Source organism: Pelagibacterium sp. (assembly GCF_048264985.1).
Classification (GTDB): domain Bacteria; phylum Pseudomonadota; class Alphaproteobacteria; order Rhizobiales; family Devosiaceae; genus Pelagibacterium.
Map to the genome: position 1 here is coordinate 146,748 of NZ_JBLXCL010000004.1, position 18,859 is coordinate 165,606.

Annotated in this window: 15 protein-coding genes; 5 read left to right on the forward strand and 10 right to left on the reverse strand. The window is 58.2% G+C overall.

The features are described from left to right. The first annotated feature begins 5 nt into the window (after positions 1-5). From ACN0TA_RS13580 to ACN0TA_RS13595, 4 genes are read left to right on the forward strand one after another with little or no spacing between them, the layout of a single operon-like run. Complete coding sequence (locus ACN0TA_RS13580) at positions 6-1,355, forward strand: UDP-glucose dehydrogenase family protein (protein WP_417583808.1); 1,350 nt, start codon at positions 6-8, stop codon at positions 1,353-1,355. Beyond that, entirely contained in the window at positions 1,352-2,386 is a 1,035-nt protein-coding gene (locus ACN0TA_RS13585; protein WP_417583810.1) for an NAD-dependent epimerase/dehydratase family protein, read from the forward strand. The genes ACN0TA_RS13580 and ACN0TA_RS13585 overlap by 4 nt, the downstream gene beginning before the upstream one ends. Continuing rightward, positions 2,383-3,816: a phosphomannomutase gene (locus ACN0TA_RS13590; protein WP_417583812.1), complete on the forward strand. Its 1,434-nt coding sequence runs from the start codon at positions 2,383-2,385 to the stop codon at positions 3,814-3,816. Before ACN0TA_RS13585 ends, ACN0TA_RS13590 begins: the two co-directional genes overlap by 4 nt. Further along, positions 3,813-5,270, forward strand: a complete 1,458-nt coding sequence (locus ACN0TA_RS13595) for a mannose-1-phosphate guanylyltransferase/mannose-6-phosphate isomerase (RefSeq protein ID WP_417583814.1) — start codon at positions 3,813-3,815, stop codon at positions 5,268-5,270. Before ACN0TA_RS13590 ends, ACN0TA_RS13595 begins: the two co-directional genes overlap by 4 nt. 41 nt (positions 5,271-5,311) lie before the next feature. Here ACN0TA_RS13595 and ACN0TA_RS13600 read toward each other — a convergent pair whose 3' ends face one another. The 5 genes from ACN0TA_RS13600 to ACN0TA_RS13620 form a co-directional block, all read right to left on the reverse strand. Further along, entirely contained in the window at positions 5,312-6,199 is an 888-nt protein-coding gene (locus tag ACN0TA_RS13600) for a CsgG/HfaB family protein (protein WP_417583816.1), read from the reverse strand. Continuing rightward, positions 6,193-6,624 carry a hypothetical protein gene (locus ACN0TA_RS13605; protein ID WP_417583818.1) on the reverse strand — a complete coding sequence of 144 codons (432 nt, stop codon included), beginning with the start codon at positions 6,622-6,624 and terminating at the stop codon, positions 6,193-6,195. Before ACN0TA_RS13605 ends, ACN0TA_RS13600 begins: the two co-directional genes overlap by 7 nt. Before the next feature lie 113 nt (positions 6,625-6,737). Continuing rightward, positions 6,738-7,229: a hypothetical protein gene (locus ACN0TA_RS13610; protein WP_417583819.1), complete on the reverse strand. Its 492-nt coding sequence runs from the start codon at positions 7,227-7,229 to the stop codon at positions 6,738-6,740. 85 nt (positions 7,230-7,314) lie between these two features. Continuing rightward, complete coding sequence (locus ACN0TA_RS13615; RefSeq protein WP_417583821.1) at positions 7,315-8,472, reverse strand: hypothetical protein; 1,158 nt, start codon at positions 8,470-8,472, stop codon at positions 7,315-7,317. A 99-nt stretch (positions 8,473-8,571) separates the two neighbouring features. Then, positions 8,572-9,324, reverse strand: coding sequence for a hypothetical protein (locus tag ACN0TA_RS13620; protein WP_417583823.1), 753 nt, complete (start codon positions 9,322-9,324; stop codon positions 8,572-8,574). A gap of 879 nt (positions 9,325-10,203) precedes the next feature. Here ACN0TA_RS13620 and ACN0TA_RS13625 point away from each other — a divergent pair. After that, positions 10,204-11,241: an Ldh family oxidoreductase gene (locus ACN0TA_RS13625; protein WP_417583825.1), complete on the forward strand. Its 1,038-nt coding sequence runs from the start codon at positions 10,204-10,206 to the stop codon at positions 11,239-11,241. 67 nt (positions 11,242-11,308) lie between these two features. On the opposite strand, the gene ACN0TA_RS13630 is transcribed toward ACN0TA_RS13625, so the two are convergent. From ACN0TA_RS13630 to ACN0TA_RS13650, 5 genes are all read right to left on the reverse strand, one after another. Beyond that, the gene (locus tag ACN0TA_RS13630; RefSeq protein ID WP_417583827.1) at positions 11,309-12,307 is read right to left on the reverse strand and encodes an aldose epimerase family protein; all 999 of its coding nucleotides are present in this window, start codon (positions 12,305-12,307) and stop codon (positions 11,309-11,311) included. Between the two features lie 162 nt (positions 12,308-12,469). Continuing rightward, positions 12,470-15,838: an error-prone DNA polymerase gene (locus ACN0TA_RS13635; protein ID WP_417583829.1), complete on the reverse strand. Its 3,369-nt coding sequence runs from the start codon at positions 15,836-15,838 to the stop codon at positions 12,470-12,472. Next, positions 15,835-17,397: a Y-family DNA polymerase gene (locus ACN0TA_RS13640; protein WP_417583831.1), complete on the reverse strand. Its 1,563-nt coding sequence runs from the start codon at positions 17,395-17,397 to the stop codon at positions 15,835-15,837. The genes ACN0TA_RS13635 and ACN0TA_RS13640 overlap by 4 nt, the downstream gene beginning before the upstream one ends. Further along, the gene (locus tag ACN0TA_RS13645) at positions 17,288-18,073 is read right to left on the reverse strand and encodes an ImuA family protein (RefSeq protein ID WP_417583833.1); all 786 of its coding nucleotides are present in this window, start codon (positions 18,071-18,073) and stop codon (positions 17,288-17,290) included. Before ACN0TA_RS13645 ends, ACN0TA_RS13640 begins: the two co-directional genes overlap by 110 nt. 70 nt (positions 18,074-18,143) lie before the next feature. Continuing rightward, a complete protein-coding gene (locus ACN0TA_RS13650; RefSeq protein ID WP_417583835.1) occupies positions 18,144-18,671 on the reverse strand; it encodes a gamma carbonic anhydrase family protein in 528 nt (175 codons plus the stop codon). Positions 18,672-18,859: the final 188 nt, after the last annotated feature.

Genomic DNA, 18,859 nt, shown 5'->3' on the forward strand with positions numbered 1-18,859 from the left:
TAGGAATGCGGATTGCAATGATCGGGTCGGGATATGTCGGCCTTGTAAGCGGCGCATGTTTTTCCGACTACGGCCATGACGTCACCTGCGTTGATGTTAACCAGGACAAGATCGATCAGTTGAACAATGGTGAGATCCCTATTTTCGAACCCGGCCTTCAAGCCTTGGTCGCTGATAATCTCAATGCTGGCCGCCTGAGTTTCACCACTGCGTTGGCCAGTGCTGTGGCCCAGGCCGATGTTGTGTTCATCGCTGTCGGCACGCCGTCGCGTCGCGGCGACGGCCATGCCGACCTTTCCTACGTTCGTGCAGCCGCAACCGAAATTGCCAACGCGCTCAAGGGCTTTACAGTGATCGTTACCAAATCCACGGTGCCGGTCGGAACGGGCGACGATGTCGAACGCATCATCGCGCAAGCCAATCCAAAAGCCAATTTCGTCGTCGCCTCGAACCCCGAATTTCTGCGCGAAGGTGCTGCTATCGAAGACTTCAAGCGCCCCGATCGCATTGTTGTGGGCATCGAAGATGAACGCGCCCGCCCCGTTCTGGAAGAAGTCTATCGCCCGCTCTATCTCAATCAGGCGCCCCTGATGTTTACTGGGCGACGCACAGCAGAACTTATCAAATACGCTGCCAACGCATTTCTTGCCATGAAGATCACCTTCATCAACGAAATGGCTGACCTCTGCGAAAAAGCCGGCGGCGACGTGCAGGCGGTGGCACGCGGCATTGGACTGGACAAGCGCATCGGATCGAAATTCCTCAATGCTGGGCCCGGTTATGGCGGCAGCTGTTTCCCCAAGGACACCCTGGCGCTGGTCAAAAGCGGGCAGGATTTCGATGCGCCATTGCGGCTGATTGAAACCACTGTCGCGGTCAACGATCAAAGAAAGCGCGCTATGGGCCGCAAGGTCATCGCGGCCTGCGGCGGCGACGTGCGTGGCAAGACGATCGGCATTTTGGGGCTGACCTTCAAGCCCAATACTGACGACATGCGCGACGCCCCCTCCATAGCGATCATCCAGACATTGCGCGATGCAGGTGCAACCATACGTGCGTATGATCCCGAGGGCATGGATATGGCACGGACGATAATCGAGGGTATTGAGTACGCTACAGACGCCTATGATGTCGCCACCGGCGCCGACTGCCTCGTTCTGGTGACCGAGTGGAACCAGTTTCGTTCGCTCGATCTGGACCGCATCAGGCAATCGATGGCAACGCCCGCACTTGTTGATCTGCGCAACATCTATCGTCGCAAGGAGATCGAGGACGCTGGCCTAAGCTATGTCTCGATCGGTCGCGGCGCAGATAGCGGCGACCATGACGGCGACCAAACGGCGGCCACGCAATGAAGATTTTTGTTACCGGCGCAGCCGGCTTCATCGGCTTTCACCTCGTCAAGCGCCTCATCGCCGATGGGCATGAAGTGCTCGGCTTTGACGGCATGACCGATTATTACGACCCCGCTCTCAAACGCGCACGACTCGGCGTTCTGCGAAATTCGAACGCCTTTTCATTCGTTGAGGCCATGCTTGAGGACAAGGCGACGCTTTGCGACACCGTCGGTGCGTTCGCCCCCGAAATTGTCGTCCATCTCGCCGCTCAGGCAGGGGTACGATATTCGATCGAACACCCCCAGACCTATATCGACTCCAATCTTGCCGGCACATTCAACCTGCTCGAAGCCGTGCGCGAACATGGTGCACGCCATCTTCTGATGGCATCGACCTCTTCTGTCTATGGCGGCAACACAGAGCTTCCATTCAAGGAAACAGATCGCACTGACTTTCCCGTTTCGCTTTACGCAGCCACCAAGAAGGCCGGTGAAGCGATGAGCCATTCCTACGCCCATCTGTGGAAGATCCCCACAACCTGTTTCCGCTTCTTTACGGTCTATGGTCCTTGGGGGCGCCCGGATATGGCGCTCTACAAATTCGTTGATGCAATCGAAAACGATGACCCAATAGATGTCTATGGCAATGGCCGTATGCAGCGCGATTTCACCTATATCGACGATCTCGTGGAAGCTATTGTCCAACTTGCTGATGCTGTTCCCGAGCAAGGAGCGCCCATCGCTGCGGACGGCATCACCGATTCCCTCTCCAGCGTCGCGCCATGGCGCGTGGTCAATATCGCAGGCGGTCAACCCGTCGAATTGATCGATTTCATCGGATCGATCGAGACCGCTTTGGGCAAGACGGCCAGGAAGAACATGCTGCCCATGCAGCAGGGGGATATGGTCGCCACATTCGCCGATGCCAGCCTGCTCAAAGCGCTAACAGGGTTTCAACCAGAGATCGGCATCAATGATGGCATAAGGGCATTCATCGACTGGTACGGGCCCTACAAGGCCACCGATCGGAACCTGGACGTCGAGGCGTGAGTCTTTCTTCGGTGCCATCCGTCAAATTCGGAACATCCGGGCTCCGTGGGCGAAGCGAAGCGTTCAGCGCCGATTTGGTATGTGCCTACGTCGGCGGTTTTCTCGATACCGCCTGTGCCACTGCCGATAGCCGCCAGGTGGCTATCGCGCGCGACCTTCGGGATTCGAGCCCACTGATTGCGGCGCGCGTTGCGGCCTCAATCAGCGCCCTGGGCTGGCACCCGATCAATTGCGGCACCGTACCCACGCCAGCGCTTGCTGCCTATGCATTGGCGCGCCGCATCCCCGCTATCATGGTCACCGGAAGTCATATTCCAGCGGACTATAACGGGTTGAAGTTCTATCGACCGGATGGCGAACTGCTCAAGAGCGACGAGGCGGCAATCGAGGCTGAAGCCAAAGCCTGTTTCAATGCCGCCCTCTCGCTCGAGCCTACACTCCCCGACCCCGATCCAACCGCAGAGTCAGAGTACCGAGCGCGTTACCGCGATGCCTTCGCCCCCACGGCGCTGGCAGGTCTCAACATCGCAGTATTTCAGCATTCCGCCGTTGGCCGGGACGCGCTGGCCCAGCTGCTCGAGGCCCTGGGTGCGATTGTCAAAACAGTCGGCCGAAGCGAGGAATTCGTTGCCGTAGATACCGAAGCCCTCGAACCAGAAGCAATGGTTCAGATCAAGGCCGTACTTGATACGGGCCAATATCACGTTGTGGTATCCACCGATGGAGATGGCGATCGGCCATTGATCGTTGATGCTACGGGTACGCAGATCAATGGCGATCTGCTTGGCGCACTCACTGCCCGGTTCATTGGCGCACGCACGATTGTTACGCCCCTCACGTCCACCAGCGCGCTCGAACAGAGCCAATGGTTCGATACAATAGCCCGGACCCGCATCGGCTCACCCTTCGTTGTTGAGAAAATGGCGCAGATCAACACAGACGCCATCGCAGGTTTTGAAGCCAATGGCGGATTTCTGTTGCAGAGCGATTTCGCGTTGGCGCACGGCACGCTCAAGCGTTTGCCGACACGAGATGCCGTCCTCCCAATCGTCGCGGTTCTGGCCGCTGTTGCGGCGCGGAGAGTCTCGATCACCGATCTGGTTACCGAACTCCCCCGCCGTGTCATGCGCGCCGCTCGTCTAAAAGACATAGTGCCCGATCATGCACTTGAACTCGTCGAGAACCTTGCCCGTTCATCCGAGCTTCGGGCCGGTTTTGCCGCGGACTTGGCTCATCCTGTCACCATCGACACAACAGACGGCACACGGCTGACGACGGAAGCAGGAGATGTTATCCATTTCCGACCGTCCGGCAACGCGCCCGAACTCAGGTGCTATGTCGAGACGGCAAATGCCGATCAAACAAGCGCAACTCTGTCGATCATGATGGCGGCGCTGGAAAGACATTTGTCCACCGGGGGAAACGCATGACTGAGCCAGAATTCGACAGTGAGGCCAGCGGCAAAAACCGGATTGTGCCCATCGTTCTGGCTGGCGGAACCGGCACTCGGCTGTGGCCCATGTCTCGATCCTCGCGACCGAAACAGTTCCTGATGCTGACTGGCGAACACAGCCTGTTTCAAAATACCCTGCTGCGGTTGGCGCAGGATCCGCGCTATGATGCGCCGATCGTTGTGACAAATCAGGACTATCGGTTTCTCGTTGCCGAGCAGGCATCGGAGTTGGGGCTGGCGCTCTCTTCGATCGTGCTCGAACCTGTGGCGCGCAATACAGCCCCTGCCATTCTCGCTGCCACGCTTGTCGCCCTGGAGGGGCATGACGACCGGATCGTCCATGTTTTGCCGTCCGATCACTTGATTGAGGTCGATGCGGCCTACATTGCCGCGCTCGATACGGCCGAAGCCGCAGCCAGGGCCGGCGCGCTGGTGACCTTTGGCATTACCCCGACCGAACCCGCCACCGGCTTTGGCTATATCGAGGCAGGCATAGCAGACGCGACAGGAGCAAGAACGGTTCGGCGTTTCGTTGAAAAACCCGACAAGGAGCGCGCCCAATCAATGATTGATGCCGGCTCTTTTTTCTGGAATTCGGGGATGTTCGTCTTTGGAGCCAATGTGTTCATAACTGAGTGCGAGGCGCTGATTGAAGAAGCGGCAACAGCCGTCAAATCGGCGGTCGAGGGCGCTGTAAAGGATCTTGATTTTCTCCGCCTCGACAGCGAAGCCTTCGGCAAGGCCCCCGATATCTCGGTGGATTATGCCATTTTCGAGCGCACCGCTTTGGCCGCAGTCGTTCCCGCTGCCATATCATGGTCCGATCTTGGGTCTTGGGATGCTGTCTGGAAAAGCAGGGTCCACGATGCCCAGGACAATCTGCAGTTGGGACCGGTGACGCTCAACGCAATGTCGGGATCGCTGGTCATATCCGAAAAGCACCATATAGTCGTCGATGGCCTTGATGACGTTGCGGTGCTGGCCAGCGAAGATGCTGTTTATGTCGGCAAGCTGTCGTCGGCACAATCGGTGGGCGCGATGGTCAAGCACCTCAAATCCGACCCGGCCACACGCCCGCTCACGGAAACCCATCAGACCAGCTATCGGCCATGGGGCGGTTATGCCTCGGTGCTGAGTGGCGAACGGTTTCAGGTCAAGCGCTTGTTCGTAAAACCCGGCAAGCGGTTGAGCCTGCAAAAGCACTTCCATCGATCCGAACACTGGGTCGTTGTGCGCGGCACTGCCGAAGTTCAGGTGAACGAAGAGACCAGAACACTGCGCGAAAACGAGAGCGTTTACATCCCCCAAGGCGCCCTTCATCGACTTTCAAATCCGGGCAAAATCGTACTCGAATTGATCGAGGTGCAGACCGGATCCTATCTGGGTGAAGACGATATCGTGCGCATCGAGGACGAGTTCGGACGAAACTAACGGGACCTACGGCTCGGCCTGGTATGCCTTGGCATGCCGAGTTACCTGGCTGTTGCGGCTATGGTCATCCTGCGTGTGGTTTCTTCAGCCCTGAGCTCCTGGGTTGCTTCGGGCAGGAACGTGTCGCACGAGGCATCATGATGGGCAATTGATGAGACAATGTCATAGGCGGCTTCAGCCATAAGCCAGCGTATGCCGGCATGCAGGCCCTCCTGGGAGCGGTCCCCGATCCTGACATCATAAAGACTGTTGTCGAAAAAGCGGAAGACTGAAGCAAACACTTCGGTGCCGACGGCCTGCTTTGAATAGGTGCCTGCCCGCACGATCCGAGTGGACTGCGTCTCGGTGACTCGCAAATCGGCAGCTGTCGTCAGTGCATAGACTCGCGCCCCACCGCCGATACCGGCTATGGTAGCCTCTGCACCGCCCGAGTAGGTATTGAAATCGAGCTGGGTGATCGCCCCATCAATCACATAGTCCGATCCGCGCAGCGAGCCAGGGGTGATGGGCCGGAAATCAACAGTCTGATTGCCAACGGTCACCGAACCGCCATCGCCGAGCACCTGCTCGCGCGCCCGCGCCAATTCCCATTCGGAAACGACAGTGTTTGAGCGGTTGACCTGCGCCACGCCAGCCATCTGAAGCGCCGTTACCAGCATGCCCGCGGCATCGCGTGGCACAACGCCACCTTCTTCCTGCGTAATCTTGTTGGTTTGATCGCTCACCGTGTGAACTGCAAATACCGCATTGAGTCTTTTCACTTCGGGAGACTGGCTCAGACAGAACAACGCATCATCGGCAGGGGTTTTGGTCGCCAATGGGACGGGACCGTAGAACTGGGCGGAGGGCCGGGACATTTGGGGAAACAGCGTACACCCCGAAAGCGCCAACAGCGCGACCAGGGAACCTGCTGTCTTCCAGATCAACATCCGTACATTCCTCCGGTAATGTCAAATGTGCTGCTGTCGCAGGAACTTGTCTGCGTCTGGTCGCCGCTGTTGCTTTGCGTTACCGAAATATTGTTATTGTCGCCACTGACGACAATTGACGTCGCATTCCCGGTCTGCCCCGATCCGCCCCCAAGGCCAGACCCTGTCGAGGGGAACATACCAAGCAATTCGAGCCGGGTACGCTCGACAGTCAAAAGTACTTGTCTCTGACTATCGCTTCGAAACTGCCACGATGAGCCTTCGCCAATTCCATTGGCGGCTGCAATGGTTGTTGACGCGACAAACACGCCAAAACTTGTGACGTAGATCAAAATCGTGTTCCAAGACACAAGCTTGCTTCTCCGATTCAACGCAGAGACAGTATCACCTTGAACGCGCTGGATGGTCAATTGCAGCAATTGCATTAATTTTGAGATGTTGCTTGCACGGCACAGGTCATTTTTAGGACCGATAAGTAATTGCGGATATTGGCATTTATTTCGCCGATCGCGCCAGCGCGCTCACCTTCGGGCAGCGCTTAGCGGTCCAGGCAGTAGTTTGCGCTGCACCAGGGGCCGGGCGTTGCCGCCGGCGCTGGTGGCCAAACATCGGGGCGATTGTTTTCATAGGCAGTGGCCGCCGCATCGTATCGAGAAAAGGCCTCTTCGAGCATCGACTGACAGAGCATTGCCGCCTGCGATCCGACAAACCGGCGCAAGCTGGCTTGCGTTTCAGCGTCGGAGACATCGGGCAGCTCCTGCCCTAGCGCCTCGAAATAGGCAACCAGGCCATCGGTCCGCCGCGCCGGGTCTCCACCGACAAACGGATCACAGGTCAACGTCACGCTTCGCAGCGCTATCATTGAATTGAGAAAGGGCTCGGGATCAAATTCGGGCTCGCCAGCTTGATCGGCAAGCTCTTCTGCAGCCTGTTGTTCGGAAGGAGTCTCGCCCTGCGGCAATTGTTCGGCAGATAATTGAAACGGCGCGAACATGAAGACAAAAGAAAGCAGAACAGCCTTGCGCATCATCTGGATAATTTCGCTGTCATATTGAGGGTGAAACCCTCTCACCTGCGACCGATGCTGTCAATGACTGGTTCAAAGCGCGCTATTTCTACCGGTTTACAACAAGAACGTTGCCGGATTGCGACGGACTGCCACTCCCTTGACTTGTCTGATTGAAGCTGGCGTCCTGGGTAATAACCATATCTTGGTCGCCGCTCTTGCTGGCACCGGCGGGCGGCGCCACAATCATCAAGTTGATGACATTCGAGGCGCCCATGTCGTCAGAAATCGACTGGTCGAAATTCGCGTGTGTGACCTTTTCACCGCGAGCGCCGAGCACGCTGTTGACGACACTCTGAGTTCCACTTGAAATCTGGCTGATGGTGCCCACCGAGTCCGCGGCAATGAAATTGGCGATATTATTGCCCGATTGAACGATATGGGGCCGGTAGCCGTCATTGAGAATGACTGTGTTGGATACTGCTTGTGCGCCGTTGAACCGGCGAATGACCTCATCGACCCGCTCTGCCAGAAGCATATTGCCGATATTTGTCCCTGTTTGGGAAATCTCGCCATCGATGGCCGAGCCAGCGCCCAGCGCCAATTCATTGACGATCGTTTGTTGCGAACTTGAGTCGATGTCTTGAATGCCAACACCAATGGCATGCACGGCTTCCGCCATGTTTGCGATGTTGGTTCCGGTCTGGCGAATACTCTCGGCTGCGCCGCCAATCGCTGCAATGTTGCCGATCGACTGTGTGGCGCCTTCGCCCATAATTTGAATCGCCAGGTTGATGGTATCCCCGCTTGCCGTATTGGCGCTGTTGATACCTTCTTGAGAAACTGCGCCCCAACGTCCGGGCGCGCCCGGATCGATCAAATTATCGATCCGTTGCAGGCCATGATAGTGCTGGACGACAGACCCGATGGCGGTCTCGTAATCGACAAGATTGGCTGTGTTAGAGCCGGTTTGAACGATATCGAACACGGGCGTTTCAGTGTCGGTCCTTGCCTGGGCCGCGACCGGCAGGTCACCGCCAAACCCGATGGTTTGAACAATTGCCTGTTCGGAACCGTAATCCTGACAGATATCCACTGATGTGGTCTGCAAACGCTCGGCAGCAGCGCGGACAGTGGCTTCGATACTTGTGAAAGATTGCACCTGAGGCGAGGGATTGCACATCTCGCTCGGAGAAGAAGGCCCGTCAGCACCAAGTGACACTGATGGGAAGAGCAGTGCTATCGACAGCATAAATGTACGTCGCATCTCCTCCCCCTCGTGTTCGGCGTTGAACGTGCCCGGTCGGGCCATTTCCATTGAGGGCATCGCGCCGGCAAAAACCGCCGGCGCGATGCATTTGCAATATTACTCGCTGGGCATAGAACCGCTGATCGAGTTTGCAATGTTGGTGGCGTTCTGGATGGCGCCTTCGATCGCACCAAATCCGTAGCCGGAGCCAAGTATCGAATTGGCAGCTAATTGCGGACCCGTGGCGATCTGTGTGATTTCCACGCATTCGCAATCTTCGAATGTGAAGAACTCGGTCGCCGAGATCGAGTTGGCAACATTGGTTGCCGACTGGGAGATGTTGGTCACATCGCCGCTATAGAACGGGAAGCCCGGAATGCTGCCGTATTCGGCAGTATTGAGGGCCGTCTGCCAAGTCGAGCTGTTCTGCTCTGCCGGTGCGCCCAGTGCCGGGACGCTCACCAGATTGACAGCGTTTAGCGCTGACTGGGTCTGGTCGATCAGCGTTTCGCCGTCATAGGCGAACTCGGGACCGGTATATCCGCCAGCGCCGAACTCGATGTAGTTCGCTGCGAACTGGAAGCCGGTAGCATCCTGGATAAGGCTGCTCATATCGGGCAGCGTAATATCGTCATCAAAGCTGACCGAGTTGCCAACGTTGATGGCTTCCTGGGTGACATCGCTGACCGACTTGAAGCCTTCGATCTTGTTCTTTGCTGTTTGTGCGGCTGACAAATCCTGGAGCACATCAAGCGCATTGGGCACACAATCGCATTCCGGATCGTCCCAATTCCAATCCCAGGCTTGCGCCGCGGATACAGAAGCGCCCAGCGCACCAATGGCCAAAGCTGCTGTAAATAGAACCTTCATTTTACTCTCCATCTTTGAAGTATTGCTGAAGTATTTGCGCAGCCGTACCCGTTGGCCTGCCATCGTTAAGATGGAGCCCCTTGCAGACCGTCGCAAACGTCTAGGTGCGCAACGCCGAACAGACGCAGCGAGCGGGATTGCCCGAAAAACGTGGAATTACGGACGTGAATTCGCCGCCGCACTGCTGAGCAGATGCGCGTCAATATCCGAGATGAGGGAGATTGCCTCCAGTGGCGATCGCGATATCAGGGATAAAGGCCGGATTGACCTGGAAACGGCACAGAGGCGCCGCTTGCCGACTACAAAGCCAACAACTTCATTCCAAGTCCATAAAATATAAGGTATATTATGAGAACGCTACTAGAGCGCTGAATTCCGAGTCGCCATGATACGGATTCCCCAAAAAGTTGCTTACAACTATAACCCTACGCATTTTTACACTGGATCTATACTTGTGTCCAGCATCTTGCTAACAAAGTATTTACCTTTTTGATCCGTGCGGGATTAAGATTTTGATTCTTAGGCTTTTTTCCGAACTGTAATTTTTGAAAAATCGGACTGCGCACAAGTTGAATTGCCCAGCAAACTGGCGACGATGACTACAGCGGGTAGAAGTTAAACTTGAATACCGGCTTTGCTGCGCGCACAGCATTACCGACCGATTCAATCCCTGTTGGGCTGTCGATGTCGGTCTTTTTCATTGTCGGTTTTCCTTGCGAAGCGCCCTTGTTGGCATGGCCAAAGGCGCTCTCGGAACCCGGACAATTCGTCGACAAAAATTATACAAAATGCTAGGCGGTCGGGTGGCAAGCTTTCTCCGCTTGCAAACGTCGCGCCACTGCGCGCTCAGCTTTACCGTCACCGACCGAGGGCAAATTGATGACAACACGTCAAAGCGTCTCAATTGCGGACCTTACACGCAAGATCGAAGCCATTTTCATAAAGGGCGGCCTGTCCGAAACCCAGGCGGGCGCCGTAGCGCGTGTCATCGCGGCGGGAGAGCGCGACGCCTGCGCCTCCCATGGCATTTACCGTATCGAAGGCTGCCTGCGAACCGTCAAGGCTGGTAAGGTCGCGCCAAGGGCCGAACCCACGATCAAGACCGACGACACGGCCATTGTGCGCGTCGACGCCAATGACGGCTTTTCTTGTCCTGCAGTCGAACTGGGGCTGCCCGCTCTGGCCGAGCGTGCCCGCAAATTCGGGCTGGCGGCTATGGTCATCAACAATTGCACGCATTTCTCTGCCCTTTGGTACGAGGCCGAATTGTTGACCGATATGGGCCTTGCGGGTCTGGCCATGTGCCCAAGCTACGCAACTGTAGCCCCGACCGGTGGCACTAAACCGCTTCTGGGCACCAACCCTTTGGCGTTCGGTTGGCCGCGTCCGGGCCAACCCCCTTACGTTTTTGATTTTGCCACAAGCGTTGCTGCCCGTGGTGAAATCGAACTCCATCGCCGTGCCGGGAAACCACTCCCCCAGGATTGGGCGCTTGATGCCGAAGGCAACCCCACGACCGAGCCGGAAGCCGCCTTGGCCGGGGCCATGCTGCCATTTGGGGGACACAAGGGGTCGGCGATCTCCACGATGATCGAGCTTCTCGCCGCTGCAATGATCGGGGATATGACCAGCCGTGAAGCCCTCGATCACCTGGGCACCACAACGTTGGCGCCTCATCATGGGGAATTGATTCTCGCCTTCGATCCGGAAACTTTTGCCCGCGGCGGTTCGGGCAACCCGTTCGACCGCGCCGAAGCGATCTTTTCAGCCATTCTCGATCAAGGCGCCCGCTTGCCCTCCCAGCGCCGATACCAGGCGCGCGACAAGGCGCTCGCGCATGGCATTCCGCTTAAGGACGCTGATATCGCCATGCTCGATACCCTGCTTGCCAACGGGCTTGACGCGATCAGCCTGTAGCCGCGATGCCGGGCGACACAACCTTGTGCTGCGCCCGGCGATGTTGGAACCGCGCGCCAAAGGCAGCCTACCCGATCTCGATGGCGCACCAATGACGATAGGGTACCGCAGGGGTCACGATTGCCGAGGGGAAGTGAGGGTTGTTCACGGCATCGGGGAAATTCTGATCTTCAAGGCAGAGCCCTCCGAAGGCCGGATAGCTGACGCCATCGATACCGGGAACCGGCACGTCCAGTTTCAGGCCATCATAGACCTGCAGGCCAGGTTGGTCGGTATAGAGTTTTAGCGTCAGAGCGCCGTCAGGCGCTTCAAGAACGGCCACCGGCTCGCTCACGTCACGACCGGTGTCGAGGACGAAATTGTGATCGATGGGCTGGCCCGACCCATCGGCCTGCCGCAGCGCGCGCGCCTGCCGGAAATCGAGCGTCGTGTTTTTGGTGGGCAGGATGGCCCCTGTCGGAAGCAGGGCGTCATCGATTTCTGTGTATGCGCCTGAAGCAAGCCGAAGACGGTGATCGAGCACATCACCGGAGCCCATCAGGTTGAAATAATTGTGCTGGACGATGTTGACCGGTGTCGGCTTGTCGGTTTGCGCGGAAAACGCAATCTCGAGACGATTACCTGTGAGCGTATAGGTCAACTCGATATCGAGATTTCCCGGATATCCCATATCGCCATCGGCGCTGAAATGGCTCAGTTTCAATTGGTCTTCACGCGCCTCCTTTATGGTCCAGATCTGATGGGACAGACCCTTGGGGCCACCATGCAACTGGTTTTGCCCTTCATTGGGCATCAGGTGATAGGCAGTCCCGTCCAGGGTGAATTGGGCCCCGCTGATCCGGTTGGCCACGCGTCCGGCAATGGCGCCGAAATAGGGGCTGTGTGCGCGATAGGATTCGATGTCGTCAAAGCCCAGAACGACAGGTCGCAATGCGTCGCCCACCGGCACCCGCCAGTCGCGGATCAGCGCGCCATAGTTAAGAATGGAAACCCTGACCCCCGATTTTGACGCCAGAACCACTTCGTGGACCGCGTGTCCGTCAATCGATCCCACCATTTTCGCCATTGCGCCCTCCTTGTTTCCGCTCTCCTGAGCCAGAGTAGTCCACCATTTCGCGGAAACAGCGCAACCCCTAAGGTGTTGACCTGTCGCGCTCCGGCAAGTCAATTTCACCGGCCCGCACAGCTTCACAGGGGCCGCCGACCTGTTTGACATCCTTGCCGCCAATCAATGGAAATCGCGCGATTTAGGCACGACGCGGCTGTTGCGCGGATGGCCATGCAGGCGCTGCGGCACGGGATGGCTCGCTTCGTCGGCCCGTGTCAGCTGGGGGGTGGCGCGGTGGGAGACAGCAAGGGAATCGAGCAGGGCCGAGCGGTCATGGACAGCGGTGGCGATCACATGGATAACCCCTTCCTTGCTCTTTTGCAGCTGCCCCTCGATCACCGCCAGACGCGACGCCATGATTTCGCGCCGGTATTTTTCAAACCGGCTGGCCCACATAAGTCCATTGGCGATGCCGGTTTCGTCTTCAAGGGTCATGAAAATCGCATTGCCCTTGCCCGGTCGCTGCCGCACCAGGACAATGCCGGCCACCTTGATCAGTCTGCCATCGGGCAGGGATTTGAGCTGGTCGCAACTCACAACGCCCTGCTCGGTAAAGGTCTCGCGCAGAAACACCATCGGATGCGCCTTGAGTGAAAGCCGCGCTGTCTGATAATCGGCGATCACATGTTCGGCGAGCGCCATGGAGGGCAATTCCATATCCTCTTCTTCGCCCAGCTCATGGCCTTGGGCGGCAGCGAACAGAGGCAAGGGATCGTCCTGGGGCAGCCGCCTTATACGCCAGGCCGCCTCGCGCCGGTCAAGCCCGATCGACCCCATGGCGTCGGCATCGGCAAGCAGTGTAAGCGCCCGAACAGGCACGCCCGAGCGCTTCCAGAGATCTTCGATCGATCCGTACTCCCTTGTCCGCTGCGCCACCAGATTTTTGCTCCATTCCGTCTTGAAGCCGTCAATCTGGCGAAACCCGATCCGCAAGCTGCAAGTCTGGCCGGGCCGATCTTCGAGAATGTTGTCATGAGTGCTGTTATTGATGTCGACTGGATTGACGACAACACCGTGCTCGCGCGCGTCGCGCACGATCTGGGCCGGTGCGTAAAAACCCATAGGTTGTGAATTGAGCAGCGCACAGGCAAAGACGTCGGGGTAATATTTCTTGATCCAAGCCGAAACATAAACAAGCTTGGCAAAACTGGCCGCATGGCTTTCAGGAAAGCCATATTCACCGAACCCCTTGATCTGGTCGAAACAGCGCTCGGCAAAGGCCCTTTTGTATCCGCGCCGCACCATGCCCTCGACCATCATCTTCTGGAACTGGCCGATCGTACCCTTGCTGCGGAAGGTCGCCATCGCCTTGCGCAGCCCATTGGCCTGTTCGTCGGTAAATTCGGCGGCGACCATAGCCAATTGCATGGCCTGTTCCTGAAACAGGGGAACCCCAAGCGTGCGCGCAAGAACGCCACGCAGCTCGTTCCGGTCATGGGGCGGTCCGGGTTCGGGATAATCGACAGCCTCTTCCTTATTGCGCCGGCGCAAATAGGGATGGACCATATTGCCCTGGATCGGGCCGGGCCGCACGATCGCCACCTGAATGACCAGATCGTAGAACTTTTTGGGTTTGAGCCGCGGTAGCATATTGATTTGCGCCCGGCTTTCGATCTGGAACACGCCGACGGAATCGCCTTTTTGCAGCATCTCGAAGACACCGGCGACTTCAGAACTGTCCGGATCGCTGGCATTGACGTCCGCCAGCGCAACCGACCGGCCATAATGGCTTTCGATAAGGTCGAACGCCTTGCGGATGCAGGTGAGCATGCCGAGCGCCAGAATGTCGACCTTGAGCATGCCGACCCGATCGATATCATCCTTGTCCCATTCGATGAAGGTGCGCGCATCCATAGCCGCATTGGCGATAGGCACATAGGTATCGAGCCTGTTCTGGGTCAGAATGAACCCGCCAACATGCTGGGAAAGATGGCGCGGAAAGCCCAGGAGCCTGATCGCCAGTTTGACGGCGCGCAAAATGTTGGGGTTTGAAGGGTCAAGGCCAGCCTGGACGATATGATGGTCGGGAATGCCCTGCCCACCCCAGCTTCCCCATACTGTCGAGGCAATCCGCGATGTAATATCTTCAGTCAGCCCCAGCGCCTTTCCCACGTCGCGAATGGCAGAACGCGGGCGATAGCTGATCACCGTCGCAGCGATCCCGGCCCGCTCGCGACCATAGGTCGTGTAGATATGCTGGATGATTTCCTCGCGCCGCTCATGCTCGAAATCGACGTCGATATCGGGCGGCTCGCCACGGTTCTTCGAGAGAAACCGGGCAAACAGTAATTCATGCTCTTCAGGGTCCACAGCGGTGATCCCCAACACATAGCAAACCGCCGAGTTGGCCGCCGAGCCGCGCCCCTGGCAGAGAATCCCCTTGTCCTGCGCCACGCGCACAATGTCAAAGATGGTGAGGAAATAAGTTGCATATCGAAGCTCGGCGATCAGCGCGAGTTCGCCAGTGATCAGTTTGGTGACCTTGTCGGGAACACCCCCTGGATAGCGCAACTGCGCCCGCTTCCAGGTCAAGTCCTCAAGATAGTCCTGCGCCTCCCATCCCGGCGGCACCGGTTCTTCCGGATATTGGTAGCGCAACTGGTCGAGGGAGAAATCGATGGTCTGCAGCAACCGCTCGATTTCAGTCAGCGCTTCGGGAAAATTACAAAACAGCCGCTCCATCTCCCCGGGCAGTTTTAAATGCCGCTCGGCATTGGCCTCGAGCAGAACGCCAGCAGTCTCGATATTCACTCCTTCGCGGATGCACGTCATTATATCCTGCAAGTCCCGCTGTTCGGCACCATGATAGAGCACGTCATTGGTGGCGATCAGGGGCACACCATGACGTTGGCCAACAGCAGCCAACCAGGTCAGCCTGCGGGCGTCGTCGCCGCGGTAATTCATCGCTGCGCCCAACCACACCGCCCCCGGTGCCGCCTTGGTGAGCTGGGGCAGGATGGTATCGAGCGCTGCGAAATCATCGGATGCCATGATGACAAGGCTCAGTCCCGATGCAGAAAACAGCAGATCGGGAAAACTGAGCAGACACTCTCCCTTTTTTGCCTTGAGATTCCCCCGCGTCAAAAGCCGACACAGCCGCCCCCACCCCTCCATATCCTGAGGATAGGCGATGATATCGGGCGTCCCGTCGGTAAATACCAGCCGTGCACCCACCACCAGTTTGAACGCTTTGGCCCGCGCCTGGAGCTCCTGGAGTGTAAAGGACAGGTCGAGATCGGGATGTCTGTCGATCACCACATATTCTCCGGGCCCGGAGCCTTCGCGCAGCTTTTCGACAGGTTTTATGCCGTTGCGCAGATCTTCGAGCGCCCCAAAAGCACGCACCACACCGGCCACCGAATTGCGATCGGCAATGCCGATGCCGCCATGGCCGAGCAGCAGCGCGGCCAGCACCATGTCCTGAGCGTGCGAAGCACCGCGCAAAAAGGAAAAGTTGGTGGCCGTGGCCACTTCGGCATAAAAAGTCATGGGAAAATGCCCTGCAAGAACCACTCGACCGGCGCCATGTCCTGAGCATAAAGCCCATAGCGAAACACCCAGAAGCGCCGCCCCTTTTCGTCCTCGATACGAAAATAATCGCGGGTGCGCGTATCGGAGGTCCTCCGCCACCATTCCGGTGCAATCCGTTCAGGTCCTTCGGCCCGCTTGATCTCGAACCACATCTGCCGCCAGCGAAAACTGCGCGGCGGGCTATGGGGCACTTCGGCGATCACCTCGATTTTCGGGGCCGGATAAAACAGAAACAGGGGCCGCGCCGGAACCCCGAACACCCCACCACTGCGCCACTCCCCATGCCCTGCGGCATCGGAAATTGCAGGCATGATGCGCGATGCCCGCTCGGGCAAATGGCTATCCTCGGGCACGAATCGCTGAACCGAGCCTGCTCCAAAGCGCGCCGAAAGCCTGTCGATCAATTCTCCCACAGCCTGGCCCGCTGCCGCACGCCCATCGAGCGCATTCTGAAGCGCAGGCGCCGCATCCCCTGCCAGGGCACAAAGCTGAATCATGTCGAACCCGAACCCCGGATCGAGCGGATCGGCCAGCGCATCGAGTCGCATTTCGATGAGCCGCTTGAGTGTCCTGGGCGTCTTGAGCGGTTGACCGGACAACAATTGTATCCGCACGATCTTGCCGTCTGCCCGGAAGAATACGATCTCGAAACACCGCCCACCCTGCCCGTGCCGCGAAAGCTCGACGCACAATTGTTCGGTGAGCGTTTCAAGAGCGAGCGAGATGTCGCCCAGCAGCCCGATCGGGTCGGCAAAACGCTGCTCAGCGACAAACAGGGGCAAGGGCCGGCGCGGCGTTATGGGACGATCAAATGCGCCCAGCATCTGGGCGAGCCTATCGGTAAGTCCATGCCCGAAACGCGCCGCAAGCGGTTTCTTGGGCCGGCGCGCCAGGTCCTCGATTGTCATCAACCCGGCCCGCCGCAAAGCTGCAAGCGTCTTGGGTTCGGCCTCGAGCGCCTCTATGGGCAATGGACCAACATGACTGGCCTCGGCCCCGCGCGGCACAATCGCGCTTCTGCCGAACCGGGCAATGGCGCGCGCAGCGCCTGGCGTTCCCGCAATGGCAGCGCGCAGGGCAAATCCCTGTCCGCCCAGCCGACGCCTCATATCGGACAAAAGACCACCCTCGCCACCGAACAAATGATCGACGCCCGTGATATCGCAAACAATGCCGTCTGGGGCCTGGCTCGCAACGAATGGGCTGTAGCGTTCGCACCAATCTGCGACCGCCTCGAGCAGTTGGGCATCGGCGGCTTCATCGTGCTCAACCACCCGAATTTGCGGCACGCGCGCCTTGGCGTCGGCAAAGGTCAGGCCGGGATAAAGCCCTTTTTTCTGCGCAGCGTGATCGGCTGCGACCACAGCCAGAACATTGCCACGCCGGGCAACGACAACCAACGGGCGCTCATCCGGCGCGTGCCCAGCCTGACGCTCGATGCGGGCCAGCCGGTCTGTCGAGATAAGGGGCAGATAGAGCGCCAGATAGCGCCTGCTGAGAGAAGTGATGGCTCTCATGGTTCCACTCCAATGTCCAATAGGCATCGGCCTTTCCACTGCGCTGGCGCAGCAGGCGGGCATAAATCGCGCCCCTGCCCACAAGCCCCGGCGCGTCAAGCGAAGGCGCCGCCCCGATCTGCCATCGGGTCATCGCCGAGCTTGCTTCTGGCGCGGCCATCGCCCGCAATACAAAGCCCGTCACCCCACTTTCCTGGGCTGCCAGCGAAAGCCTGCGGCTCGCCGTCAGATCGAGATGGCGCGATGCCCCCCAACTTTCGAGTACCATGCTGCCCAATCCCGAACAGCGCAGCGCATCGAGCGCCGCGCGCAACCCATCAACGATATCATCGACAACAACCACGACGAGGTTTCTCGGGGCCAGACCCATTTCCGCCAGCCCATGGGCATATAGTCCGCCCGTTTCGATCTCGACCCGCCTGTGACGGATCCAGACAACACAGTTTTCCCGCGCTGCCCGAAGGGTCAGACCGGTCATAAATCCCGCAGCCGCCGCAATATCGAAGGCCTGGGCAGGATAGATTTCGTGCACGGCGCCCCGCGCCAGCCCACCCCCCAAAGCGGCATCGACCGGGCCGGCGCCCAAAGTGAAGACGCCATGCCGCCCGCTCTCGCCAAAAGGATCGAGACTGGCCAGAGCCTGCCGCAGCACACCAATTTGGTGAGCTTTGTTCATGGCTCAATGTTCCTATTTTGTTCTATTTGGACTCAGATCGAACCAAGAGTCAATCGAGTCTGTGCCTATCTCATTTGAGAAAAACTGCGCTGTCCCGATAACGAGCCGATTTTTCCACATAGCCGTTCGCGCCCTGGGAAAGCCGGCCGATCTCGTCTGCAGAAAGCGCCCGTGCAATGCGTCCGGGCATACCCAGCACCATCGAACCGTCGGGAATTTCCATACCTTCAGGGACCAGTGCCTTCGCGCCGATCATGCAATTGCGCCCGATTTTTGCCCCGTTGAGGACGGTCGCGCCCATACCCACGAGACTTCCATCCCCAATGGTGCACCCATGCAGGCACGCCAGATGCCCGATCGTGCACCCTTCCCCAATGACAAGCGGATAGCCCATATCGGTGTGCAGCACTGCATTGTCCTGAACATTGGAATTGCGCCCAACAGCTATCCATTCGTTGTCGCCGCGCAGGACAGCCCCAAACCAGACACTCGCCCCTTCAGCCAGACGCACTTTGCCAATCAGCATCGCCGAAGGCGCCACATAGCCGCTGTTGCGCGCAATCTCGGGCGCCTGCCCTTCAAACCCGATCAGACTCATAACCGCTCCCTTTCCCGACACGTCATGCTAGAGCCGGAATCCGAACACGTCGACACTATTTGCCCCTCGTCTTGCGGCCCTGGTGCCAAAACTTATCCCCCCACTCAAATCCGCCCCCATACTCTCTCTCACGAACCCGCTTTTATGGACGCAAGCGCAACGAACGTTTGGGCGGGTTTGGTTCGGGT